Below are 22,638 nucleotides of genomic sequence, written 5' to 3'. Positions count from 1 at the left end.
TCGAATGGCCACCATGGACAGCAATACCCCACTGCAACTCGTCAACTGGGAGCTGGCTGCGGCCAGCGCGGCGAAACTGACCCCTCCAGGGCCGAAGCTGAGCGCCCGTGAGGTGCAGGCCGTCGTCGAGAACCTCCGCGAACTCGCCGACCTCTCCGTGGAACACGTCCACCGGATCACGGGCCTCGAGGCAGCACGGGACCTGCGGGACTCCGAGCTCATCATCGTTGACCGCGCCTCCTGGGCCAAAGCGAACACGCAAAGCTTCAAGACGCTGATGGCGCCCGCAATCGGGCACCTCGTAGAGACCCGGGCGGAGCAGCTGAAAGCGGCGAACGCCGCCCTCGGCGGAGCGGTGACGGGAGCGCAGATGGGTGCCATCCTCGCGTTCCTCGCGAGCAAGGTCCTGGGCCAGTACGATCCGTTTGTCGCCTCCTCCCGCGGTCCCGGCGGACGCCTGATGCTGGTTGCGCCCAACATCGTGTCCGTGGAACGTGAGCTGAACGTGGAGCCCGCCGATTTCCGGTTGTGGGTCTGCCTGCACGAGCAGACGCACCGGGTGCAGTTCGCCGCGGCGCCGTGGCTCAGGGACCACATGATGGAGCACATTTCAGAGCTCACCGTCGGGTTGGCGGACAAGGCCGAGGGCATTGCCGAGCGGCTCACCAACGCGCTGAAGTCGCTGCCCTCGAAGGGCGGGCACACCGGCAGGGAGAACGACGACGACGGCGTGCCCCCCAGTGACGGCGGGATTTTGTCCCTGCTGCAGGAGCCGGAGGACAAGGCGCGGCTGTCCCACCTCACCGCCGTGATGAGCCTGCTCGAGGGGCACGCGAACGTGGTGATGGACGCCGTTGACTCCAGCATCGTCCCCACCGTGAAGACCATTCGCCGGCGCTTCAATGCGCGCGGCAAGACGCGCGGGCCGGTGGAGAAATTCATCCGCCGGCTCCTGGGCCTTGACGCCAAGATGCGCCAGTACAGCGACGGCGCCCGCTTTGTCCGCGCCGTGGTGGACGCCGTGGGCATGGAGGGCTTCAACAGGGTCTGGGAGCGCGCCGAAAACCTGCCCACCGAGAAGGAAATCCACGCACCCCGGGAATGGATCACCCGGATGGGGCTGTGAGCCGCCGGCCACGCCTCAGCCCGACGGTCGGTACCGCCAGGAACCTGATCCGCGCCGCCCTGGACGAGGCGCAGGTTCCTGAAGGATCACTCCTCCTGGTTGCCTGCAGCGGAGGCACGGACTCCCTGGCCCTCGCAGCAACGGCTGCGTACTTCGCGCGGAGCGGCCGCTACCGGGTGGGCGCCGTCGTCGTCGACCATGGACTGCAGCCCGACAGCGCGGCGGTAGCGGAAAACGCCCGGCAGCAGCTGGCGAAGCTGGACCTCGATCCGGTGGACGTGCGCCGGGTGGAGGTTGCGACGGCAGGAACGGGACCGGAGGCCGCGGCGCGGACCGCCCGCTACGGGGCGCTGGATGCCGCCGTGGAACAGCACGCCGCCGCCGCCGTCCTGCTCGGCCACACGCTGGACGACCAGGCGGAACAGGTTCTGCTCGGGCTGTCACGGGGTTCCGGAACCCGGTCACTGAGCGGCATGCCGGCCCGCAGGGGGGCCTACCTGCGCCCGTTCCTTGCACTGCGGCGCACCGAGACGGAAGAGATCTGCCGGTTCAGCGGCCTCGACCCCTGGCACGATCCCACCAACGCCGATCCCGCGCTGACCCGCTCCCGCGTCCGCACCCAGGTGCTGCCGTACCTGGAAGACGCTCTGGGCCCCGGCATTGCCGAGTCCCTCTACCGCACGTCCAGGATCCTCGCCCAGGATGCCGCCTACCTCGAAGAGCTTGCCGCGGCGGAATACTCCCGGCTCCGGGCGCCCGCACCCGCCACGGGGGAGGGAGGGCACGACGCCGGTGCCCTCCTTCTGTCCGAGGACGGCCTGCGTGCCCTGCCGCCTGCGCTCCGGCAGCGGGTCCTGGCGCTCGCCGTCGTCGAGCTGGGCGGAGTGCAGCCCGGTTTTGAGCGCCTGCTGGCGGCCGAAAATCTCCTGAGGCGAGCCGGCTCGGCGGGTCCGGTGCAGCTCGGCGGCAACGTGAGCGCCTACCGGCAGGTCCGGGGCGCCCGCGTTCCCCAGGGGGACCCAAGCTATGGCAGTCTTGTCCTTAGAAAAAATCTCTAAATCCGGGAGCAATTGGTGGATTCACACGACGTCCAGGCCGACCTCAAGCACGTTCTCTACACCAGGGAAGAGATCCAGCAGCGGGTGCAGGAACTGGCCGCGGAAATCGACCGCGATTACGCCGGCCGTGACGTATTGATTGTCGGTGTGCTCAAGGGCGCCGTGATGGTCATGGCAGACCTGGCGCGTGCCATGCACTCCCACGTCACCATGGACTGGATGGCCGTGTCGTCCTACGGTTCGGGCACGCAGTCTTCGGGCGTGGTCCGGATCCTCAAGGACCTGGAAACGGACCTGATGGGCAAGCACGTGCTGATCGTCGAGGACATCATCGACTCCGGCCTCACCCTGTCCTGGCTGAAGGCCAACCTGATGTCCCGCGGGCCCGCATCGGTGGAAATCTGCACCCTCCTGCGCAAGCCCGACGCCGCCAAAGTCAACATCGACGTCAAGTACGTCGGCTACGACATCCCCAACGAATTCGTGGTGGGCTACGGACTGGACTTCGCGGAGAAGTACCGCAACCTCGACTTCATCGGCACCCTCGCACCGCACGTCTACGAGTAGATCCCGCTGGCCGAGGGCCCTGAGCCTCTACGCCCAGAGGGAACTTTCCGCCGCCCATGTGCGTGGATTCTGCAGGGAATGTAAAGCTGGTATCACCGTTGGCGCCGCACTGGGCGATGCGCCCTCGGATCAGGGCTATTTGGCAGTTAAGCAGGAGGGACAGGGCGGTCAGCCCTGAGTTGAATGAAATTCAAGAACATTTTCAAAGGACCGATCTTCTGGATTGTGCTGGCCGTTGCCGCGCTTCTGGTCATCCTGCCTTCAGTGTTCAACACCAGCGGTGCCCGTGTGGACACCAACGTCGGGCTGGAGCTCCTCGCCGACAACCAGGTGGAGCAGGCAAAGATCTACGACGGCGAACAGCGCGTGGACCTCACGCTCCGCGAGGACTATGAAGACCTCGGCCGCAGCGTCTCCTTCTTCTTCAGCGCCGCCCGTGCCGAGGGTGTCGTCGAAGCGATCAACACCTCGGACGTCGAGGGCTTCACTGACCAGCCGGTGGAGAACAACTGGTTCACCAGCATCCTCGGCCTGATCCTTCCCATCCTGATCCTCGGTGCAATCTTCTGGTTCCTGCTCAGCCGGATGCAGGGCGGCGGCTCCAAGGTCATGCAGTTCGGCAAGTCCAAGGCCAAACTCATCAGCAAGGACATGCCGCAGGTAACGTTCTCCGACGTCGCGGGCGCAGATGAGGCCGTCGAGGAACTCCACGAGATCAAGGAATTCCTGCAGGAGCCGGCCAAGTTCCAGGCCCTCGGCGCCAAGATTCCCAAGGGCGTACTCCTGTACGGCCCTCCCGGAACCGGTAAAACCCTCCTGGCCCGTGCGGTCGCCGGCGAGGCCGGTGTTCCGTTCTACTCGATTTCCGGTTCCGACTTCGTTGAGATGTTCGTCGGCGTCGGTGCATCCCGCGTCCGCGACCTGTTCGAGCAGGCCAAGTCAAACGCCCCGGCAATCATCTTTGTTGACGAGATCGACGCCGTCGGCCGCCACCGCGGCGCCGGCGTGGGCGGCGGCAACGATGAACGCGAACAGACCCTGAACCAGCTCCTCGTCGAGATGGACGGCTTCGACGCGAACACCAATGTCATCCTGATTGCCGCCACCAACCGGCCCGATGTCCTGGACCCGGCGCTGCTGCGCCCCGGCCGCTTCGACCGCCAGATCGGTGTCGAGGCACCGGATATGAGCGGACGCCACCGGATCCTCCAGGTCCATTCACAGGGCAAGCCGATGGCGCCCGGCGTTGACCTGCAGTCCGTCGCCAAGAAGACTCCCGGTTTCACGGGTGCGGACCTCGCAAACGTCCTGAACGAGGCCGCGCTCCTGACCGCCCGTTCCAATGCGCAGCTCATCGATGATCGCGCCCTTGACGAGGCCATCGACCGGGTCATTGCCGGTCCACAGAAGCGCAGCCGGGTCATGAAGGAACTGGAGCGGAAAATCACGGCGTACCACGAGGGCGGTCACGCGCTCGTTGCCGCAGCCCTGCGCAACACCGACCCGGTCACCAAGGTCACCATCCTTCCGCGCGGACGGGCGCTGGGCTACACCATGGTGCTGCCGGCTGATGACAAGTACTCGATCACGCGCAATGAGCTGCTCGACCAGCTCGCGTACGCCATGGGCGGCCGCGTGGCGGAGGAAATCGTCTTCCACGATCCCTCAACCGGCGCCTCGAATGACATCGAGAAGGCCACGGCGACCGCCCGCAAGATGGTCACCCAATACGGCATGAGCGAGCGCATCGGCGCCGTGAAGCTGGGGCAGGGCGGCGGCGAGCCGTTCCTCGGCCGCGACATGGGACATGAGCGGAACTACTCGGACCACATTGCCTACATCGTTGACGAGGAAGTGCGCCGACTGGTCGACAACGCCCATGACGAGGCCTACGCGATCCTCACCGAGAACCGTGACGTGCTGGACCGGCTTGCCCTTGAATTGCTCGAGCGGGAAACCCTTAACCAGGCCGAAATCGCCGAGGTCTTCTCCGACATCCGCAAACGCGACGCCCGCAGCATCTGGCTCTCGAAGGACAGCAGGCCGGTACACTCCCTGCCCCCGGTGGTCACTGACAAGGAACGGAAGGAAGCCGAGGAAGCAGGCGAGCCCAACCCGGAGGACGTTTCTCCCCAGGACCAGATCGCGGACGCCAACCTTCCCGACGACTTCGATGTCAGCGGTGGCTCCCTGCCGGAGCCGGAAACCGAGCCGGACAACAAGGGCGGCACCACCGGCACGCCGAGGGATACCGGCCCCTCCGGTCCCGGCAGGCGTCGTAACGACTAGCGGGACGGCTCACCGGGCCGGGATAGGATGCTTGGCGTGACCGATTTTGACGACCAGATGGTCGATGCCGCCCTGGCGGCGAGTGGTTCCACGGTGGATCAGCCGAGAATCGAGCGGGCAGTCCGTGAGATCCTCGCTGCCATCGGCGAGGATCCCGAGCGGGACGGTCTGCTGGACACCCCGAAGCGGGTGGCCCGGGCCTATGCGGAATTCTTCGCGGGACTGCACCAGAACCCGAAGGACGTCCTCTCCACCACCTTCGAGCTGGATCATGAGGAACTTGTCCTCGTGAAGGACATCCCGTTCTACTCAACCTGCGAGCACCACCTCGTGCCCTTCCATGGCACAGCGCACATCGGCTACATTCCCTCGGCAGAAGGAAAGGTCACCGGCCTGAGCAAGCTGGCACGCCTGGTGGAAATCTACGCGCGGAGGCCACAGGTGCAGGAACGCCTCACCACCCAGATTGTCGATGCGTTGATGCACCACCTGCAGCCCAAGGGCGCAATCGTGGTGATTGAGTGTGAGCACATGTGCATGTCAATGCGCGGCATCCGTAAACCAGGAGCCAAAACGGTCACCTCGGCAGTGCGTGGACAGGTGCGCGACGCCGCCACGCGAGCCGAGGCCATGAGCCTGATACTCGGAAGATAGGACACAGCAGATTTATGGATTCACTCGCGGCAGCCCCAGGAACCGGACCGGCAACCTCACCCCTCCCCGTCCTGCGGCCCACCCGGGTCCGCAAGTCCTTCAAGGACCTGCCGACCGACCGGACGCTGGTGATGGGAATCCTCAACGTCACCCCGGACTCCTTCAGCGATGGAGGCAGGTTCTCCTCCACCGATGAGGCCATCGCCGAAGGACTCCGCATGCACTATGCGGGAGCCGACATTTTGGACGTCGGCGGGGAATCCACCCGGCCGAACGCGGACAGCATCACGGTAGCGGAAGAGCAGAAGCGCATCGTTCCGGTGGTGGCCGCACTGGTCAAAGCAGGTGCGCTGGTCAGCGTCGACACCATGCACGCCGACACGGCTGCGAAGGCCATCGATGAAGGTGCGGCGATCGTCAATGACGTGTCCGGCCTCGACTTCGATCCCGCCATGCCTGCACTCATAGCGGAGCGCGGCGTCCACTACGTCCTCATGCACCAGCGCGGCAACCCGCAGACCATGGACTCACTGGCGAGTTATGACGACGTCGTCGAGGACGTGATCACCGAGATCACCGCCATCCGGGACAAGTTCTACGCAGCCGGTGTCTCACCGGACCAGATCATCGTCGACCCGGGAATCGGCTTCGCGAAGAAGGACGATCACAACTGGGCCCTGCTTCGCTCGCTGGAGCGCTTCCAGACTCTCGGGCACCGTATCCTGATCGGAGCCTCCCGCAAGCGTTTCCTCGGAACCCTGCTCACGACGGCCGGCAAGGCTGCAGCCCCCGGCGAACGCGGAAACGCGAGCGTGGCCGTGTCTGCCCTCGCTGCCGCCCAGGGGGCTTGGTGCGTCCGCGTGCACGACGTCGCGTCCAATCTCGATGCGGTCAAAGTCGCCGCAGCCTGGACCAGGTAGGCAGGCCATGACCGCCAGTCTCGTCCCGGGGCAGGACCGGATCGCGCTGACGGGAATCACCGCCGTCGGGCATCACGGGGTTTTCGACCACGAGCGGCGCGACGGACAGCCCTTCATTGTCGATGTGGTGCTCCATCTGGACCTGCGGCAGGCGGGTCAGAGCGATGACCTGACCCGCACTGCGCACTACGGTGAGCTCGCGGAACAGGTCACCGGACTCATCGCCGGTGAGCCGCTGAACCTGATAGAGGCCCTCGCCGAGCGGATCGCCGGACACATCCTGGCGTCCTTCGCGGTCGATGCCGTTGAAGTGACCGTCCACAAACCGAAGGCTCCCATCGAGGTTCCGTTCGGCGATGTGTCCGTGTCCATCTACCGGGAGCGGACATGAGCGGGACCGTCCGCGCCATCCTCGCCCTCGGCAGCAACCTCGGTGAGAGCCGCGACACCCTCTCGCTCGCCGTCGCGGACCTCGTCGACACCCCCCACGTCCGCCTGCGAGAAGTCTCTCCGATCGTGCAGACCAAGGCCGTCGGAGGCCCGGAGCAGCCGGACTACCTCAACATGGTCATCGAGGTCGAAACCGATCTCGGCCCGTATGAACTCCTCGAACACTGCCAGGCCGTGGAGAACGCGCATCACCGGGTCCGCACCGTCCGCTGGGGCCCCCGCACGCTCGACGTCGACATCATCACCTACGGGGACCTCGTGTCCGACGACGACAAGCTGACCCTGCCGCACCCGCGGGCAGCGGAACGCGCCTTCGTGCTGCAGCCGTGGGCCTGGATGGACGGCTCGGCCACACTCTCCGGGCGCCCGGTTACAGAGCTCGCCCGGCAGGCAGAGGACCTTCCCGGACTCATACCGTTCGAGGGGGCCTGAGGGAGCCGTGGGCTCGATCAGAATTCCCTGGCTTGTTCTTATCGGGCTGGTATTCGGCACACTGGGCTGGCTGATCAACTGGTGGGCCACCCGCAACGGTTACCCCACGCCGTCGCTACCGCTCAGTTCTCTCCTGACTATCGCCGCCGTCGTCGCAGTGACCCTGATTTTCGGGTTCCGGGTGAAGCGGTGGCGCGCCGGAAACCGGAAGCGCGCGCTGGATCCCATCCTCGCGGCACGGACAGTGGTGTTTGCGCAGGCGACCGCCTACGCCGGTGCACTGACCACGGGGTGGCACATCGGCATCCTGGCCGACCAGCTGAGCCTGGTCGGTGTGCGCAGCAACCTCGGACCGCTGTGGGGTTCGCTGGCGCTGATGGTGGCTGGCATAGTCATGATTGGAACCGGACTGATTGTGGAAAGCTTCTGCAGGCTTCCGCCGGATGACGAGGCGGGGTCCGGCACGGCGAGGGAGAGCGGTGAAGGGGAGTATGCGTAGGGAGCCGATAGACCCGGCCGGCATTGAGTGGACCCGCGTCTCCCCGAAGTACCTCAGGGTGCGCCTGGCCGGATGGGCGATCGGCAGCGCCATCTTCCTGCTCATCTTCTCGGTCCCGCTCATCCTGCTGCTGACAGGAGTTCTTCCCCGGATACCCCTGCTGCCGGCAGTCCTGCTTCCCGCCGTCGCTATTATCATCGCCGCCTGGCGCGGACTCCTGCTGCCCCGCCAGGTACGCGCCATCGGTTACGCCGAACGCAACGAGGATCTGCTCGTGCGCCAGGGAATCTTCTTCCAGCGCACCATGGTGGTGCCCTATGGGCGCATGCAGTACGTGGACGTAGCTGTAGGGCCGATCGAACGGGCGCTTGGCCTGTGCACGGTCAAGCTCCATACCGCCTCGCCAGGCACCAACGCGGAGATCCCGGGGCTTCCCTCCAGTGAGGGAGCGCGCCTGCGCGAGCAGCTGTCGGCTCGCGGTGAAGCGAAACTGGCAGGGCTGTGACCGGATCCGAACCTCTTCCGCCGCCGCCGCCCGAGGCACCGACGGACCAATGGAAACGCGTCCACATCATCTCCCCGCTGGTTCGTGGCTGGATTGCGCTTGCAGCACTGATTTTCTTCGGCGGCCGCGACTGGTTCGAGGGGTTCCTGATCGGCGACTCCCGCGGGTTCCGCGGCGACGGCCCGGGCAACCTGACCCTGGCAATAGCCGTGGTGCTCGGCGTTGTCCTCCTCATCGCCGCCGGATTCTTCCTGTCCTGGTACTACACCCGCTACCAGGTCACCGAGGAACACGTCCGCGTGAACTCGGGGGTGATTTTTCGCCAGCACCGGCAGGCGCGCCTGGACCGCGTCCAGGCCATTGACGTGGTGCAGCCCTTCCTGGCGCGGGTCTTCGGCCTCGCCGAACTCAAGTTCGATGTGGCCGACGCCGGTGAGTCGGCGGTGCGCCTCGCCTTCCTGAAACTTGATGAGGCCCAGAGGCTGCGCGCAACAATCCTGGCGCGCGCGGCGGGTGTGGCCGTGGACCCGGAGCACCCGCAGGACATCCCCGAAGCGCCCGAGCGGGAGGTGCTGTCCCTCACCCCCGCCCGCGTCCTGGGAGCGGCGGCGCTGTCCGGCAACACCGTGGCCGTGCTGCTCGGTCTGGTGGGCGTGGTCCTCTTCGCCGTTGTGCTGGACACCGGCGCCCTGCTCGCGGGTTTTGTCCCCATCCTGATCGGGGTGATCGGCGGTTACTGGAACGTTCTCAATACCGGCTTCAACTTCCGCGCGGCCATTTCACCGGACGGCATCCGGATCCGGTACGGACTGCTGGACACCCGGACCCAGACCGTGCCACCGGGCCGCGTGCAGGCGGTCGGCGTGGTCCAGTCCCCGCTGTGGCGGCTGAAGGGCTGGTACAAGGTCACAGTGAACGTGGCCGGTTACGGTGCCTCAGCCAGCGGTGAGGCCCAGGCGCGGGCCACCCTCCTTCCCGTCGGCACCCTGGACGAGGTCCTGCGGGTCATTGCGCTGGTCCTTCCCGATCCGGGAACGGACACGCCGGTCGACGTGTTCTCCGCCGGACTCGCCGGCAAGGGCCCCGACGCCGGATTCAGAACCACCCCGCGGCGTGCACGGCTGATCGCACCGCTGGCCTGGCGGCGAAACGGTGTCGCCGTCACGCGCACCGCACTGCTGGCGCGGTCCGGCGCGTGGTGGCGGCAGCTCGCCGTCGTACCCCACGAACGCACGCAGTCGCTGGCGCTGCACCAGGGGCCGCTGGCCCGCAGATTCGGGGTAGCGGACCTCGTTTTCCACACCACACCGGGTCCCGTGTCCCCCCGCGTCCGCCAGGTCGCCGAGGAGGACGCCTGGCGGCTGTTCTCTGAACAGGCCGAGCGGGCGGCGGAAGCCCGCCGCCGCAGCGGCCCCGAACAGTGGATGCGCCCGGTGACGGTCGAAGGACCGGCCGGTGATCCGGGCACCGCATCCGAGGCCCCCGTCATGCTCCCGCCGCCGTCCTACCAGGAAGGATCAGCCCATGAACGCTTCTGAGCATCCGGTCAGTCCGCACCCGGGCGGTGTGCGGCGGAAACCAGCCAAGCCGGGAAGGCTCGGCGTCGGCGTGATCGGCGCCGGCCGCGTGGGGGCCGTTCTGGGAGCCGCGCTGCGCGCTGCGGAACACGCCGTCGTCGGAGTTTCGGCCGTGTCTGAGGCGAGCCGTGAGCGCGCCGAAAACCTGCTCCCCGGCGTACCGGTCCTTGAGATTCCCGAGATCATTGAACGGGCTGAACTGGTCCTGCTGGCGGTGCCCGACGACGCCCTGCCGGACCTGGTGTCCGGCCTCGCCGCTGTAGGAGCCTGGCAGCCGGGGCAGCTCGTGGCCCACACGTCGGGGCGGTTCGGCACCGGTGTACTGGAACCCGCGCGGAAGCTCGGCGCAATTCCGCTGGCGCTGCACCCGGCAATGACCTTCACCGGAATGAGCCTGGACCTCACCCGGCTCCCGGACTGCACCTTCGGAGTCACCGCACCCTCGGCAGTCCTTCCGGTGGCCCAGGCCCTGGTGGTGGAGATGGGCGCCGAGCCGGTGGTCATCGCGGAGGAGGACCGGATCCTCTACCACGCGGCGCTGGCGCACGCGTCGAACCACCTGGTCACCATCGCGGCGCAGTCCACCCAGCTGCTCGGCGCCATCGGCGTGGAGCAGCCCGACCGGCTGCTGGGACCGCTGATGCGCGCATCACTCGAGAACGCGCTGGCCGCCGGCGAAGGCGCACTCACAGGTCCTGTTGCACGCGGTGACGCCGGAACGGTGGCGGCGCACGCTGCCGCGCTCGCCGACGCCCCGGGAGACATCCGGGCTGCCTACGCCCGGCTCGCTGCGGTGACTGCCCGCCGTGCCCTGGAGCGCGGCGTCCTCACAGCGGACCAGGCCACGGCAATCACCGACGCCCTCGCCGCATCGGGAGAGGAAGGCAACGCATGAGCCCGCGGGTCCTGACCACCGCTGCCGAATTGCGGGCCGCCACCATCGAGCTGCTGGGCAGCTCCCGGCGGCACCCCTCCAGCCTGGGGCTCGTCCCCACCATGGGTGCGCTGCATGAGGGCCACGCGGCGCTTGCCCGCGCGGCACGGGAAGAGAACGACGTCGTTGTTGCCACCATCTTTGTCAACCCGCTCCAGTTCGGCGATCCCGCCGACCTCGACCGCTACCCGCGGACCCTCGAGGCGGATGTCCAACTGCTTGGCGGGTGCGGAGTTGACCTGGTGTTCGCGCCCCCGCAGGAAGAGGTGTACGCAGGCGGCGCCCCCCTCGTGCGGCTTTCCGCGGGACGCCTCGGTGAAAAGTTCGAGGGTGAGTTCCGGCCGGGCCACTTCGACGGCATGCTCACCGTCGTCGCCAAGCTGCTGCACCTCGCCTGGCCGGCCGCGGACGCCTCATACCGGGCCTACTTCGGCCAGAAGGACGCACAGCAGCTTGCACTGATCCGCAGGATGGTGAGCGACCTCAACTTCACGGCCGAGATCCGGGCCGTTCCCACTGTCAGGTCCGCAGAGGGCCTCGCCCTGTCGAGCAGGAACCGGTTCCTGAGCGAGGAGGAGGCGAGAGCTGCCCTGGTCCTGTCACGCGCATTGCGGCTCCTGGCGGGGCGTGCCTCACGGTGTGAACCGCTGGACCTGGATTCCGCCGTCGCGCTGGTTGAATGCGAACCACTCGTGGAGCTCGAGTACTTCGAAGTTGTGGACCCGGACACCCTGGAACCACTCGCCTTCAACTGCAGCCTGACGCCGTTCTCGGGGGAGGGGCTGGCGCTGATCGCTGCACGGGTAGGCAGTGTGCGGCTGATCGACAACCAGCCGCTGAAAGCGGACCCGGCCGGGGCGCGGGGCTGAACCGGTAACCTTGGATATCGTGACCACTGAGCCGATCCTCACCACCGAAGAATTCAACGAGCAGATGCGCATCCGCATGGAAAAGCGTTCACGCATGCTGGAGCGCGGTGACGAGCCGTATCCGGTCAAGCCGGAGCGCACGTCGTCGCTGGCTGAGATCCGCAAGCGCTTCAGCCAGCTCGAGGCCGGAGAGTCCACGGGCGAGGACGTCAGCGTGGTTGGCCGCGTCGTCTTCCTCCGGAATACCGGAAAGCTTTGCTTCGCCACCCTGCAGGAAGGCGACGGCACCCGTCTGCAGGCAATGCTGAGCCTCGCAGCGGTCGGCGAGGAGCCGCTGGCTGACTGGAAGGCCGTCGTCGACCTCGGCGACCATGTGCAGGTGGCCGGGGAGGTCATCAGTTCGCGGCGCGGTGAACTTTCCGTCATGGCGTCAGGCTGGAAAATGGCGTCGAAGGCGCTGCGTCCGCTCCCCACGCTGCACGCCGGTGTAAACGAGGAGACCCGCGTGCGGCAGCGCTATGTGGATCTCCTGGTGCGTGAGGAAGCGCGGCAGATGGTCCGCACCCGGGCCATGATTACGCGCAGTATCCGAGAAACACTGCACGCGCGGGACTACATCGAGGTCGAGACTCCCATCCTGCAGCTGGTGCACGGCGGCGCGGCCGCGAGGCCGTTCGAGACCCACGTGAATGCGTTCGACCAGAAAATGACCCTGCGCATTGCCCTTGAGCTCTATCTCAAGCGGGCAGTTGTGGGCGGAATCGACCGGGTTTACGAAATTGGACGTATTTTCCGCAATGAGGGAGTCGATTCGACCCACAGCCCGGAATTCACCATGCTCGAGTGTTACGAGGCATATGCCGACCAGTTCGTGATGGCTGATCGAATGAAGGAGATCGTCCTCAATTGCGCTGACCTGCTGGGATCGCGCCAGATTGAAACTGAAGCCGGAACCATTAATCTTGACGGTGATTGGCGCTGGCTGGGTGTTTATCCGGGACTCTCCGAGGCGGTCGGCCGCGAAATCACCCCAGAAACCAGCAGGGAATCGTTGCTCGCTGTGGCGGCGGAGCGGGAAGTTTCCGTGGACCCGGCATGGGATGAGGAAAAGCTTGTCCTTGAGTTGTTCAGTGAAATTGTCGAACCGACACTGGTGCAGCCGACATTCGTCTACGACTATCCCCCCTCGGCGCAACCACTGGCCCGTCCCCACCGGAACAAGCCGAGGCTGATCGAAGCCTGGGACCTCATCATCGGTGGAATGGAACGGGGGACCGCCTTTTCCGAGCTCATCGACCCGGTGATCCAGCGGGAGCGGCTCACGGAACAGTCAAGGCGCGCCGCCGCAGGTGACGAGGAAGCCATGCAGCTAGACGAGGACTTCCTCCGCGCCCTCGAATATGGAGCCCCGCCGATGGGCGGTATCGGATTGGGCATTGACCGCCTCGTCATGCTTTTTACTGCCGCGGGTATCCGGGAAACCATCCTATTCCCGCTGCTGAAGCCGGAGCTTGGTTAATTCATGGAGTATTTGACCGTTCTGTTGCCGTCCATCGCGATGGGGGTCATCTTCTACTTCGTCATGAAGGCGATCTTCAATGCCGATAGAGCGGAGCGCGAAGCCGAATCAGCGCAGCGAAACGCCAGGGAGAATGCATTTAAACCCGAGTCCTCCCCGGGTGATGAGTCAGAGAAGCAGTGAATCCTTCAGGGAAAATTCCGCGCTTTGACGTAGGGGTTTATTGCGGACGATAATTACTCCTGAATAGCGGGCCCGGGCCGATTGAGGAGAATTATCATGGCGCAGAAAGTCAAAATCATTCTTATTGATGACCTCGACGGCGGCGAGGCGGATGAAACCGTCCGGTTCGGTCTCGACGGGACGCAGTATGAAATTGACCTTTCCTCAGCGCACGCCGACGAGCTGCGGAGCGCCCTGGCCCAGTATGTTGCCGCGGGGAGGCGCGAAAGCCAGCCGAAGCAGCGTCCCAGCGCACCCGCCGCCCGTAATCAGGAGGCGGCGCAAATCCGCGAATGGGCGAAGGCAAACGGCTACAACGTCTCTTCCCGGGGCCGTGTGAATTCGGAAATTATTGAGGCGTACCGGGCCGCTCAGCGGTAAGCGGCCTCCCGCCCGGGAACGTACAGACTTTTTCGGCATCTCGCCTGTGGCGAACACGCTCCCCAAGCCATGCGCAGGCACGTAGCATCGAATTACGCGTTAGCTAGGAGTGTGCCTCATGTTTGAGAGATTTACGGATCGTGCCCGTCGAGTTGTAGTGCTGGCCCAGGAAGAGGCCCGCATGCTCAACCACAATTACATCGGCACCGAGCACATTCTGCTTGGGCTAATCCATGAAGGTGAGGGTGTCGCCGCAAAGGCGCTCGAATCCCTGAGTATTTCCCTGGGCGCTGTGCGCGAGCAGGTGCAGGAGATCATCGGGCAGGGCCAGCAGGCTCCCTCCGGTCACATTCCCTTCACTCCCCGTGCCAAGAAGGTGCTTGAGCTCTCCCTGCGTGAGGCGCTCCAGCTCGGCCACAACTACATCGGCACCGAGCACATCCTGCTCGGTCTCATCCGTGAGGGTGAGGGTGTTGCAGCGCAGGTCCTGGTCAAGCTTGGCGCTGACCTCAACCGCGTCCGCCAGCAGGTCATCCAGCTGCTCTCCGGCTACCAGGGCAAGGAGCCCGTGGCGTCCGGCGGCCAGCAGCAGGAGGGCACACCCGCCGGTTCGGTGGTTCTCGACCAGTTCGGGCGCAATCTCACCCAGGCAGCCCGTGAGGGCAAGCTTGACCCCGTGATCGGGCGCGAGCTTGAGATGGAGCGCGTCATGCAGGTGCTCTCCCGCCGCACCAAGAACAACCCGGTACTCATCGGCGAGCCCGGCGTCGGCAAGACCGCCGTCGTCGAGGGGCTTGCACAGGCCATCGTGCGCGGTGACGTCCCGGAGACCATCCGCGACAAGCAGCTGTACACCCTTGACCTCGGGTCGCTGGTGGCAGGTTCGCGCTACCGCGGTGACTTCGAGGAACGCCTGAAGAAAGTCCTGAAGGAAATCCGGACCCGCGGTGACATCATCCTGTTCATCGATGAGATCCACACCCTCGTGGGTGCGGGTGCGGCTGAAGGTGCCATTGACGCCGCATCCATCCTGAAGCCCATGCTCGCGCGTGGAGAGCTGCAGACCATCGGTGCAACCACGCTGGATGAGTACCGCAAGCACATTGAGAAGGATGCCGCCCTTGAGCGCCGGTTCCAGCCCATCCAGGTGCAGGAACCGTCGGTTGCGCATGCCATCGAGATCCTGAAGGGCCTGCGCGACCGCTACGAGGCGCACCACCGGGTGTCCATCACGGATGCCGCTCTGGCTTCAGCTGCCAACCTGGCCGAGCGTTACATCTCGGACCGGTTCCTGCCGGACAAGGCAATCGACCTCATCGATGAAGCCGGCGCGCGCCTGCGCATTCGCCGGATGACAGCTCCGCCGGAGCTCAAGGAAATCGATGAGCGCATCGCCTCCGTGAAGCGGGAAAAGGAATCCGCCATCGACGCACAGGACTTCGAGGGTGCGGCCCGCCTGCGCGACCGTGAACAGAAGCTCCACGATGAACGCGTGGACAAGGAGCGCCGCTGGAAGTCCGGCGGTCTCGATGACATCGCCGAGGTTGACGAGGAGCTGATCGCCGAGGTGCTGGCGAACTCCACCGGCATCCCCGTCTTCAAGCTCACCGAGGAGGAGTCCTCGCGCCTGCTGAAGATGGAAGATGAGCTGCACAAGCGGGTCATTGGGCAGGATGATGCCATCAAGGCCATCTCCCAGGCCATCCGCCGTACGCGCGCCGGCCTCAAGGATCCAAAGCGTCCGGGCGGATCGTTCATCTTCGCCGGCCCCACCGGCGTCGGCAAGACGGAGCTCGCCAAGGCGCTTGCCGAGTTCCTCTTCGGTGATGAGGATGCGCTGATCACGCTGGACATGTCGGAGTACTCGGAGAAGCACACCGTCTCCCGGCTCTTCGGTGCTCCTCCCGGCTACGTCGGTTATGAGGAGGGCGGCCAGCTCACCGAGAAGGTCCGCCGTCGGCCGTTCTCAGTGGTTCTGTTCGACGAGGTGGAGAAGGCCCACGCCGATCTCTTCAACTCGCTCCTGCAGATCCTGGAAGACGGGCGTCTGACGGACAGCCAGGGCCGCGTGGTGGACTTCAAGAACACCGTCATCATCATGACCACCAACCTCGGTACCCGGGACATCTCCAAGGGCGTCATGACCGGCTTCCAGTCCGGGACTGACACCAACACGAGCTACACCCGCATCAAGGCGAAGGTCACGGAAGAGCTCAAGCAGCACTTCCGTCCGGAGTTCCTGAACCGCGTTGACGACACCGTGGTGTTCCCGCAGCTGACGCAGGAAGAGATTGTCCAGATCGTCGATCTGTTCCTTGACCGTCTGGGCAAGCGCATGGCAGACAAGGGGATGAGCATCGAGCTCACCCCCGCGGCCAAGGTGCTGCTGGCCACCCGCGGTTATGACCCCGCGATGGGTGCTCGGCCGCTGCGCCGCACCATCCAGCGCGAGATCGAGGACCAGCTGTCCGAGAAGATCCTGTTCGGAGACCTCAAGTCCGGCGAGACCGTATCGGTGGACGTTGAGGGCGAGGGTGATGAAGCCCAGTTCACCTTCGTTGGGCACGGTGCTCCGAAGGCGATCGAGGACACGCCCCCGGCCATCGAGGCAACGGTTCCCGAATAAGGTTTCCGCACCTACAAGACAGGATGCCCGTATCGGATCGCCGGTGCGGGCATCGTGTCGTTTGAGCGCCTGTTCCGGTGTGTCCCCGCAGGGTGGACGGGCTGGCACGCGGCGCGGCTCCGGAGTCCCTAGACTTGATCGGATGAACCAGTCCTTTCGAATCCGCCGCGCAACCACCGCCGACGTGCCGGTGATCAAGCAGCTGGTTGCGCCGCTTGCGGATCAGCGCATTCTCATCGCCAAGGAAACGGTCGCCTATTACGAGGGCCTCCAGGAGTTCAAGATCGCCGAAGACAACGACGGCGGTGTCCTCGGCTGCGGAGCCCTCCACGTCATGTGGGAGGACCTCGCCGAGATCCGTACGCTGGCCACCGCTGCGGAAGCACGAGGCAGGGGAGTGGGCAGCGCCGTCGTGAACGCGCTGCTTGAGGAAGCACGTGTGGTAGGCGTGCGGCGGGTGTTCTGCCTGACCTTCGAGGAGGCGTTTTTCCGGCGTCACGGGTTCCGGGTGATGGAGGACCAGTCGGCGGTGGATCCCGTGGTGTATTCGGAGCTCCTGCGTTCCCATGACGAGGGCGTAGCCGAGTTCCTTGACCTTGCGCGGGTCAAACCGAACACCCTCGGCAACACCAGGATGATCCGGGACCTCTGAACGAATCTAGCCAGGCAGGCCCCGCCCCGATAAGCTAAGGATGCTTGGTATTTCGATGCCGGGTGAGTCCTCCCGACCGGGGGACGGAACGTCGACGAAAGGCGGAACGCCATGGGTGCAGACGAGAAAGCTCAGAACAAGGCCGAGAAGCTGGGCGGCAAGGTCCAGGAAGGCCTGGGCAAGGCCACCGGCGACAGGGAGATGGAAGCCGAGGGTCAGAAAGACCAGAGCAAAGCCAATCTCAAAGATGCCGGTGAGAACATCAAGGACGCGTTCAAGAAGTAGCCGGCACAACGCCCAGTGGCCAGGGCCACCAAGTGTGGGAAGAACCTCTCGGGGTTCTTCCCACACCTGTTTCCGGCGCTCTTCTGAAAGGTCTGGGCAACGGTGGGCGCCGCGGGTACTGTTCAAGTACCCCTGCAGCCCGCCGGGTAAGGCTTGTCCCTGTACCGGGACACACAGCGGACCGATCAATGGCGAACCGGTTATCTACCGGTCGATCACCGTCTAGGAGACTCGCATGAAGAAGCTGATCAACGACCCCCAGTCAGTAGTGACTGAATCCGTCGAGGGATTCGGAGCGGCACACGCGGACCTCGTGGAGGTGCATCCCGATCCGCTGTTCATCACCCGCAAGGACGCCCCGGTCCAGGGCAAGGTGGGTCTGGTGTCGGGGGGCGGCAGCGGCCATGAACCTCTGCACGCCGGCTTTGTGGGCCGGGGGATGCTTGATGCTGCCGTGCCCGGGGCGGTGTTCACCTCCCCCACTCCGGATCAGATCATTCCCGCCACGCTGGCGGTCGACGGCGGCGCCGGAGTGCTCCACATCGTCAAGAACTACACGGGGGACGTGCTCAACTTCGAGACCGCGGCGGAGATGGCGCAGGCGGAAGGCGTCGAGGTGCGGTCTGTCCTGATCAATGACGACGTCGCGGTGGAGGATTCTCTGTACACGGCCGGCCGGCGCGGCGTCGGCGGAACGGTGCTCGTCGAGCGGATCGCCGGTGCCGCCGCCGAGCGCGGGGACTCGCTGGATGCGGTGGCGGCTATCGCCCAGCGCGTCAATGACAACGTCCGCTCCATGGGTGTCGCGCTGTCCGCCTGCACGGTTCCGCACGCAGGTGTTCCCAGTTTTGAGCTGACCGAGCAGGAGATCGAGATCGGCATCGGCATCCACGGCGAACCGGGCAGGCATCGCATCGCGATGGAGAACGCCGACGGAATCACCGACAGGCTCCTTGAGCCGATCCTCGGAGACCTCAAGGCGTCCAACGGTGACCGGGTGCTCCTGTTCGTCAACGGAATGGGCGGCACTCCGGCCAGTGAGCTGTACATCGTGTACCGGCGTGCCCGTCAGGTCCTCGCTGAGCAGGGTGTGTCCGTGGAGCGTTCCCTCGTCGGCAACTACATCACGGCGCTGGAGATGCAGGGAGCCTCGATTTCGGTGCTGAAGCTTGACGATGAAATGGTGGAACTTTGGGACACGCCGGTGTGGACGCCGGCCCTGCGATGGGGAGTGTAAATGGTGTTGACTGCACAGTGGGCTGAAGCCTGGATCCGGGAATGTTCGCGGGTCCTCACCGAGAACCGCACCGCCCTGATGGAGTTGGACCGGGCAATCGGCGACGCCGACCACGGCGAGAACATGCAGCGCGGGTTTGCGGCGGTGGTGGGGAAGCTCGACGGCGGTTCCCAGGAGAATCCGGCGGCAGTATTCAAACTGACGGCCATGACCCTGATGTCCACCGTCGGGGGCGCTGCCGGTCCGTTGTACGGCACCGCGTTCCTTCGTGGAGCCACAGCGCTCGGTGACGCAGCCGAGCTGGATCCAGCCGCCGTCGTTGCTTTCCTGACCGCAGCACGCGATGGTGTGGTGGCCCGCGGCAAGGCGGAGCCGGGAGACAAGACCATGGTCGACGCCTGGACTCCCGCCGTCGAGGCGGCCGAAACCGCACAATCCGCCGGCGCAACCAGCCCCGAGGTGCTCAACGCTGCAGCAAACGCCGCGCAGGCAGGTGCCACGGCAACGGAGCCGCTCATCGCCCGGAAGGGCCGGGCCAGCTACCTTGGCGAGCGCAGCGCCGGTCACCGCGATCCGGGCGCGCAGTCCTCGGCACTGATCCTGCAGGCGGCGGCTGACACCGCGGGGCAGCAGCTGTGACCGTTGGCCTGGTGATCGTCTCCCACAGCAGCAAGATCGCCGAGGGAGTGGTGGAGCTTGCCGCGCAGATGGCCCCGAACGTCCGGATCGCCGCTGCCGGTGGAACCAATGATTCCCCCTCCCGCATCGGAACGAGCCTTGAAAAGGTCCAGTCAGGCCTCGAGGAAGCCGAGGAGGGCGACGGCGTAGTAGTCCTCACCGACCTCGGCTCGGCGGTGATGACCGCCGAGATGACGCTCGAATTCCTCTCCCCCGACACCCGCTCACGGATCCGGTTGCCGCAGGCCGCGCTGGTCGAGGGAGCAGTCGCCGCCGCTGTGCAGGCTGAGTCGGGCGGCACGGTGGACGAGGTCGCTGCTGCCGCTGAACGGGCCATCGTCTCCATCGACCCGGAATCTCTTGAGCCGTTCGTCTCGCACGGGGCCGCGGTTCCCGGGCCGGTGGAACCGGTAGAGGAGCGGGCTGGAACTCCCGTGACGGGCGCATGGACCCTGCCGAACAAGATGGGCCTGCACGCACGCCCCGCCGCGGTCATCGCCAGGGCCCTGACCGACCTGGACGCAGAGGTCAGCATCAACGGCGTCGACGGTAAATCCGTGATGCTACTGATGTCGCTGGCCCTCGGGGAGGGGCAGGAACTGCGGGCGGAAGCAACCGGCCCTCAGGCGCGGGAGGCCATCGAATACATCGGCGGTGAAGTGAAGGCAGGGTTCGGCGAGCTGTAGCGCACCCCGCCCACACCCTCGGCGATCCCATCCCGTCCCACCCCACCCCAGCGGAAATTTTGCGCACCTATGGTGACTTCCGCCGCCTCGAAGCCGCCATATGCGCGCAAAAGATTCAGGATCGGATGGCCAGGCGTCCGTCGTCGAGGGTTACAGACAGCTGTAGGGCCTCGCCCGGGCAGTTCCGCCCATTGGGGTAGACCAGCTGCGGTGTGCCAGTGCTGCGGTAATGCTGATCGCCCGAGATCAGTGTCACGCCAACCTCGCCGGCGGTCAGCTCATCAACGCGAACAAAGCCCACCAGCGTGCCGTCCGGGCGCATGCTCGCTGAGCAGCTTCCTTCGGGTTCGGTGGAGTCACATCCCAGGTCCACCGCTTCAGTCCCCGGGAAAAGGTCGACCGGATAGGTGCGGCATTCAGCGGCGCACACCTCAAGCACAGGATCTTCCATTGCGGCGGTCATGGTCTCGGAAATGGTGATCGACACGCCGGGTTCGGCACCGATTTCCGTGCAGGCCAGCGGCTCTGCTGCGCCGCCTGCGCACGCTGTACACAGCACGACGGCGGTGGAAACCGGAGCTGCCCGGAAGCGTCCCATGAAAGCAGGATAGACGCCTTCCGGCCGGCCGCCGGGAACGGTTCGATACCGATTGGATTTCCCAGAACTTTCGGGCAGTTCGCGTTGCTTCTGGCGGGGCGAGGCCGCCGAAGGTGCGCAACACTTCCGGAGAAATCAGGCGGGCAGCTGGACGCCGTTCGGCGTCTCCTCGGCCAGGCCGTCAGTGAGGAGGCCCGCCAGTGCGCGCTCCAGTTGCTCCGGTGGAGCATTCAGTGCGTGGAGTTTCTCGAGCGCCGCGGGCGCCCCGAAGGCAAGGTCGACCGGGCGGTCGTGGATCAACGGCCGCGGCACGGGGGCATCAGCGTGCCGCAGGACATGCATGATCGCGCCGCGGACCTGGCGGTCGGTGCCCGCCCAGGACTGACCTCTGGGCACGTACGTGGGAGCGGGCCTCCCCGCCGCCACCCACGCGCACAGGTCGAGCACCGGGCACTGCTCACAGGCGGGTGTCCGGGCAGTGCACACCAACGCGCCCAGCTCCATGACCGCGGCGTTCCATCGCACGGAAGAACCGGCGTCGTCGGGCAGCAGCGTGGCTGCCCGATTCATTTCTGCCGCCGTGAGGGATGGTGCCGGCAGCGCCGCTCCGTCCACCAGGCGAGCGTGTACCCGCCGGATATTCGTGTCGACCACCGTCTCGCGGCGGCCGAAGGCAAAGGCAGCGACAGCTGCCGCGGTGTAGGTGCCGACGCCGGGCAGGGCGAGAAGCTCATCATGCGAACCTGGTACCTGCCCCCCATGACGGACGACGACGGCGGTCGCCGCCGCGTGCAGGCGCACCGCCCGCCGCGGGTAGCCCAGGCGGCCCCAATGCCGCAGAGCCTCACCGGCGGGCTCCGCGGCCAGGTCTGCCGGTGTCGGCCAGCGGGACATCCAGTCCTCCCACACCGGCAGGACGCGGCTCACCGGGGTCTGCTGAAGCATGAACTCGCTCACCAGGACACCCCAGGGCGTCCGCGAGGGGAGCCGCCACGGAAGGTCGCGGGCGGCGTCGTCGAACCAGTCGCTCAGGCGGGCGTGCAGCACGGCGGTGTTCAGGGTGAGCTCCAGATGGTCGAATCAGCAGAATCCACCCTATCGAAGCCTCCGCGAAGTGCGGTCCCCGCGGCGTGGTGCGGCCGCCTGCCGCGCCGCTGTCTCTTAGCCTTGAACCATGAGCTCGGCAGGAGGTACAGGCAGCAGCCGGGTGGTTAATCCCCGGCGGAAACCGAGCCCAAGGGTGTATAAACGGCGGCGCCAGGTGGCAGCAGTGCTTGCGCTCCTGCTGATCGGCGGCCTCGTGTGGGCCGGGATCGCTATTGCGGGCATGTTCCGTGGCGATCCCGCACAACCCCCGGCAGCCGCCGGTTCACCCAGCGTTTCTCCCCACCCGGCCGCATCCTCCGCTCCGGGTGAAACTGCCTCGCCGGAGCCGACACCGAGCCCCACGCCGAAGCCGACGTCCACCGAGCCGGTGTGCAACCCGGCATCGATCAAGGTCACGGGCAGCACGGATGCTGAGACCTACGCCGCTGACCAGTTACCGGTCCTCTCCCTGACGGTGCGCAATACGGGCGAGATTCCCTGTCCCGTGAACGTCGGGACATCCCAGATGGAGTTCCTGATTACCAGTGGTGAGGACCGGATCTTCTCCTCCAGGGATTGCCAGGAGGGCGCTGAAGACCTCGAGGTGATCATTGAACCGGGCGGATCCGAAACGGCGCGCTTTCAGTGGCAGCGGAACCGAAGCGCGCCCGAGTGCGCTCCTGTTGACGTTGTGCCCGGTCCCGGCGGCTACGTTTTCAAGACCCGTCTCGGAGAGCGCATCAGCGACGAGGTTCCCTTCACGCTCCAGTAATCGCCCCCGGCAAGCG

General features: G+C 65.9%; 25 protein-coding genes. 23 read left to right on the top strand and 2 right to left on the bottom strand.

Annotated elements, in window-relative coordinates; all coding sequences use genetic code 11:
• Positions 1 to 4 precede the first annotated feature (4 nt).
• From BLS52_RS09485 to dhaM, 22 genes are all read left to right on the top strand, one after another.
• Complete coding sequence (locus tag BLS52_RS09485) at positions 5 to 1,126, top strand: zinc-dependent metalloprotease (protein WP_090586250.1); 1,122 nt, start codon at positions 5 to 7, stop codon at positions 1,124 to 1,126.
• Entirely contained in the window at positions 1,102 to 2,184 is a 1,083-nt protein-coding gene (tilS, locus tag BLS52_RS09480; RefSeq protein WP_090586247.1) for a tRNA lysidine(34) synthetase TilS, read from the top strand. Before BLS52_RS09485 ends, tilS begins: the two co-directional genes overlap by 25 nt.
• Positions 2,185 to 2,199: 15 nt before the next feature.
• Positions 2,200 to 2,751, top strand: a complete 552-nt coding sequence (hpt, locus tag BLS52_RS09475) for a hypoxanthine phosphoribosyltransferase (RefSeq protein WP_090586245.1) — start codon at positions 2,200 to 2,202, stop codon at positions 2,749 to 2,751.
• Positions 2,752 to 2,934: 183 nt separating this feature from the next.
• A complete protein-coding gene (gene ftsH / locus BLS52_RS09470) occupies positions 2,935 to 5,040 on the top strand; it encodes an ATP-dependent zinc metalloprotease FtsH (RefSeq protein WP_090586243.1) in 2,106 nt (701 codons plus the stop codon).
• Positions 5,041 to 5,076: 36 nt separating this feature from the next.
• Complete coding sequence (folE, locus tag BLS52_RS09465; RefSeq protein WP_090586241.1) at positions 5,077 to 5,694, top strand: GTP cyclohydrolase I FolE; 618 nt, start codon at positions 5,077 to 5,079, stop codon at positions 5,692 to 5,694.
• Positions 5,695 to 5,708: 14 nt separating this feature from the next.
• Positions 5,709 to 6,614: a dihydropteroate synthase gene (folP, locus tag BLS52_RS09460; RefSeq protein WP_090586239.1), complete on the top strand. Its 906-nt coding sequence runs from the start codon at positions 5,709 to 5,711 to the stop codon at positions 6,612 to 6,614.
• A 7-nt stretch (positions 6,615 to 6,621) separates the two neighbouring features.
• Positions 6,622 to 7,005: a dihydroneopterin aldolase gene (gene folB / locus BLS52_RS09455; protein WP_090586237.1), complete on the top strand. Its 384-nt coding sequence runs from the start codon at positions 6,622 to 6,624 to the stop codon at positions 7,003 to 7,005.
• A complete protein-coding gene (gene folK / locus BLS52_RS09450; protein ID WP_035778151.1) occupies positions 7,002 to 7,496 on the top strand; it encodes a 2-amino-4-hydroxy-6-hydroxymethyldihydropteridine diphosphokinase in 495 nt (164 codons plus the stop codon). The genes folB and folK overlap by 4 nt, the downstream gene beginning before the upstream one ends.
• 7 nt (positions 7,497 to 7,503) lie before the next feature.
• Positions 7,504 to 7,995, top strand: a complete 492-nt coding sequence (locus tag BLS52_RS09445) for a DUF3180 domain-containing protein (RefSeq protein WP_090586234.1) — start codon at positions 7,504 to 7,506, stop codon at positions 7,993 to 7,995.
• Entirely contained in the window at positions 7,988 to 8,500 is a 513-nt protein-coding gene (locus tag BLS52_RS09440; RefSeq protein ID WP_090586232.1) for a PH domain-containing protein, read from the top strand. The genes BLS52_RS09445 and BLS52_RS09440 overlap by 8 nt, the downstream gene beginning before the upstream one ends.
• The gene (locus BLS52_RS09435) at positions 8,497 to 10,038 is read left to right on the top strand and encodes a PH domain-containing protein (protein ID WP_090586230.1); all 1,542 of its coding nucleotides are present in this window, start codon (positions 8,497 to 8,499) and stop codon (positions 10,036 to 10,038) included. Before BLS52_RS09440 ends, BLS52_RS09435 begins: the two co-directional genes overlap by 4 nt.
• Entirely contained in the window at positions 10,025 to 10,972 is a 948-nt protein-coding gene (locus tag BLS52_RS09430) for a Rossmann-like and DUF2520 domain-containing protein (protein WP_090586228.1), read from the top strand. The genes BLS52_RS09435 and BLS52_RS09430 overlap by 14 nt, the downstream gene beginning before the upstream one ends.
• The gene (panC, locus tag BLS52_RS09425) at positions 10,969 to 11,880 is read left to right on the top strand and encodes a pantoate--beta-alanine ligase (RefSeq protein ID WP_090586226.1); all 912 of its coding nucleotides are present in this window, start codon (positions 10,969 to 10,971) and stop codon (positions 11,878 to 11,880) included. The genes BLS52_RS09430 and panC overlap by 4 nt, the downstream gene beginning before the upstream one ends.
• A gap of 64 nt (positions 11,881 to 11,944) precedes the next feature.
• Positions 11,945 to 13,399, top strand: a complete 1,455-nt coding sequence (gene lysS / locus BLS52_RS09420) for a lysine--tRNA ligase (RefSeq protein WP_090586482.1) — start codon at positions 11,945 to 11,947, stop codon at positions 13,397 to 13,399.
• Between the two features lie 3 nt (positions 13,400 to 13,402).
• Positions 13,403 to 13,582 (top strand): hypothetical protein, encoded by a 180-nt coding sequence (locus BLS52_RS09415; protein ID WP_090586224.1) that lies wholly within the window; start codon positions 13,403 to 13,405, stop codon positions 13,580 to 13,582.
• 96 nt (positions 13,583 to 13,678) lie between these two features.
• Entirely contained in the window at positions 13,679 to 14,002 is a 324-nt protein-coding gene (locus tag BLS52_RS09410) for a histone-like nucleoid-structuring protein Lsr2 (protein WP_090586221.1), read from the top strand.
• 118 nt (positions 14,003 to 14,120) lie between these two features.
• On the top strand, positions 14,121 to 16,628 hold the full coding sequence (locus tag BLS52_RS09405) for an ATP-dependent Clp protease ATP-binding subunit (RefSeq protein ID WP_090586220.1): 2,508 nt from the start codon (positions 14,121 to 14,123) through the stop codon (positions 16,626 to 16,628).
• Between the two features lie 142 nt (positions 16,629 to 16,770).
• Complete coding sequence (locus BLS52_RS09400) at positions 16,771 to 17,280, top strand: amino-acid N-acetyltransferase (RefSeq protein WP_090586217.1); 510 nt, start codon at positions 16,771 to 16,773, stop codon at positions 17,278 to 17,280.
• 111 nt (positions 17,281 to 17,391) lie between these two features.
• A complete protein-coding gene (locus tag BLS52_RS09395) occupies positions 17,392 to 17,565 on the top strand; it encodes a CsbD family protein (protein WP_026544816.1) in 174 nt (57 codons plus the stop codon).
• Positions 17,566 to 17,800: 235 nt separating this feature from the next.
• Positions 17,801 to 18,802: a dihydroxyacetone kinase subunit DhaK gene (gene dhaK / locus BLS52_RS09390; protein WP_090586216.1), complete on the top strand. Its 1,002-nt coding sequence runs from the start codon at positions 17,801 to 17,803 to the stop codon at positions 18,800 to 18,802.
• Positions 18,803 to 19,441 (top strand): dihydroxyacetone kinase subunit DhaL, encoded by a 639-nt coding sequence (dhaL, locus tag BLS52_RS09385; protein ID WP_090586214.1) that lies wholly within the window; start codon positions 18,803 to 18,805, stop codon positions 19,439 to 19,441.
• On the top strand, positions 19,438 to 20,166 hold the full coding sequence (gene dhaM, locus BLS52_RS09380; protein WP_090586212.1) for a dihydroxyacetone kinase phosphoryl donor subunit DhaM: 729 nt from the start codon (positions 19,438 to 19,440) through the stop codon (positions 20,164 to 20,166). The genes dhaL and dhaM overlap by 4 nt, the downstream gene beginning before the upstream one ends.
• A 115-nt stretch (positions 20,167 to 20,281) precedes the next feature.
• Here dhaM and BLS52_RS09375 read toward each other — a convergent pair whose 3' ends face one another.
• Entirely contained in the window at positions 20,282 to 20,764 is a 483-nt protein-coding gene (locus BLS52_RS09375; protein WP_090586211.1) for a hypothetical protein, read from the bottom strand.
• Positions 20,765 to 20,899: 135 nt separating this feature from the next.
• The gene (locus BLS52_RS09370; RefSeq protein WP_245702777.1) at positions 20,900 to 21,811 is read right to left on the bottom strand and encodes an HhH-GPD family protein; all 912 of its coding nucleotides are present in this window, start codon (positions 21,809 to 21,811) and stop codon (positions 20,900 to 20,902) included.
• Between the two features lie 214 nt (positions 21,812 to 22,025).
• Between BLS52_RS09370 and BLS52_RS09365 the strand changes: the two genes are divergently transcribed.
• Entirely contained in the window at positions 22,026 to 22,622 is a 597-nt protein-coding gene (locus BLS52_RS09365) for a hypothetical protein (RefSeq protein ID WP_245702776.1), read from the top strand.
• Positions 22,623 to 22,638: the final 16 nt, after the last annotated feature.

Origin of the sequence: Arthrobacter subterraneus (genome assembly GCF_900099735.1) — a bacterium.
GTDB classification, from domain to species: domain Bacteria; phylum Actinomycetota; class Actinomycetes; order Actinomycetales; family Micrococcaceae; genus Arthrobacter_D; species Arthrobacter_D subterraneus.
Note: the sequence above shows the minus strand (reverse complement) of the source record. Positions and strands in the feature narration are given on the sequence as shown.

Coding starts and splice junctions, on each gene's coding strand:
- BLS52_RS09485 (WP_090586250.1), top strand. CDS start 5: ATGGCCACCATGGACAGCAATACCCCACTGCAACTCGTCAACTGGGAG.
- tilS (WP_090586247.1), top strand. CDS start 1,102: ATGGATCACCCGGATGGGGCTGTGAGCCGCCGGCCACGCCTCAGCCCG.
- ftsH (WP_090586243.1), top strand. CDS start 2,935: ATGAAATTCAAGAACATTTTCAAAGGACCGATCTTCTGGATTGTGCTG.
- folP (WP_090586239.1), top strand. CDS start 5,709: ATGGATTCACTCGCGGCAGCCCCAGGAACCGGACCGGCAACCTCACCC.
- folB (WP_090586237.1), top strand. CDS start 6,622: ATGACCGCCAGTCTCGTCCCGGGGCAGGACCGGATCGCGCTGACGGGA.
- folK (WP_035778151.1), top strand. CDS start 7,002: ATGAGCGGGACCGTCCGCGCCATCCTCGCCCTCGGCAGCAACCTCGGT.
- BLS52_RS09440 (WP_090586232.1), top strand. CDS start 7,988: ATGCGTAGGGAGCCGATAGACCCGGCCGGCATTGAGTGGACCCGCGTC.
- BLS52_RS09430 (WP_090586228.1), top strand. CDS start 10,025: ATGAACGCTTCTGAGCATCCGGTCAGTCCGCACCCGGGCGGTGTGCGG.
- panC (WP_090586226.1), top strand. CDS start 10,969: ATGAGCCCGCGGGTCCTGACCACCGCTGCCGAATTGCGGGCCGCCACC.
- lysS (WP_090586482.1), top strand. CDS start 11,945: ATGCGCATCCGCATGGAAAAGCGTTCACGCATGCTGGAGCGCGGTGAC.
- BLS52_RS09415 (WP_090586224.1), top strand. CDS start 13,403: ATGGAGTATTTGACCGTTCTGTTGCCGTCCATCGCGATGGGGGTCATC.
- BLS52_RS09410 (WP_090586221.1), top strand. CDS start 13,679: ATGGCGCAGAAAGTCAAAATCATTCTTATTGATGACCTCGACGGCGGC.
- BLS52_RS09405 (WP_090586220.1), top strand. CDS start 14,121: ATGTTTGAGAGATTTACGGATCGTGCCCGTCGAGTTGTAGTGCTGGCC.
- BLS52_RS09400 (WP_090586217.1), top strand. CDS start 16,771: ATGAACCAGTCCTTTCGAATCCGCCGCGCAACCACCGCCGACGTGCCG.
- BLS52_RS09395 (WP_026544816.1), top strand. CDS start 17,392: ATGGGTGCAGACGAGAAAGCTCAGAACAAGGCCGAGAAGCTGGGCGGC.
- dhaK (WP_090586216.1), top strand. CDS start 17,801: ATGAAGAAGCTGATCAACGACCCCCAGTCAGTAGTGACTGAATCCGTC.
- dhaL (WP_090586214.1), top strand. CDS start 18,803: ATGGTGTTGACTGCACAGTGGGCTGAAGCCTGGATCCGGGAATGTTCG.
- BLS52_RS09375 (WP_090586211.1), bottom strand. CDS start 20,764: ATGGGACGCTTCCGGGCAGCTCCGGTTTCCACCGCCGTCGTGCTGTGT.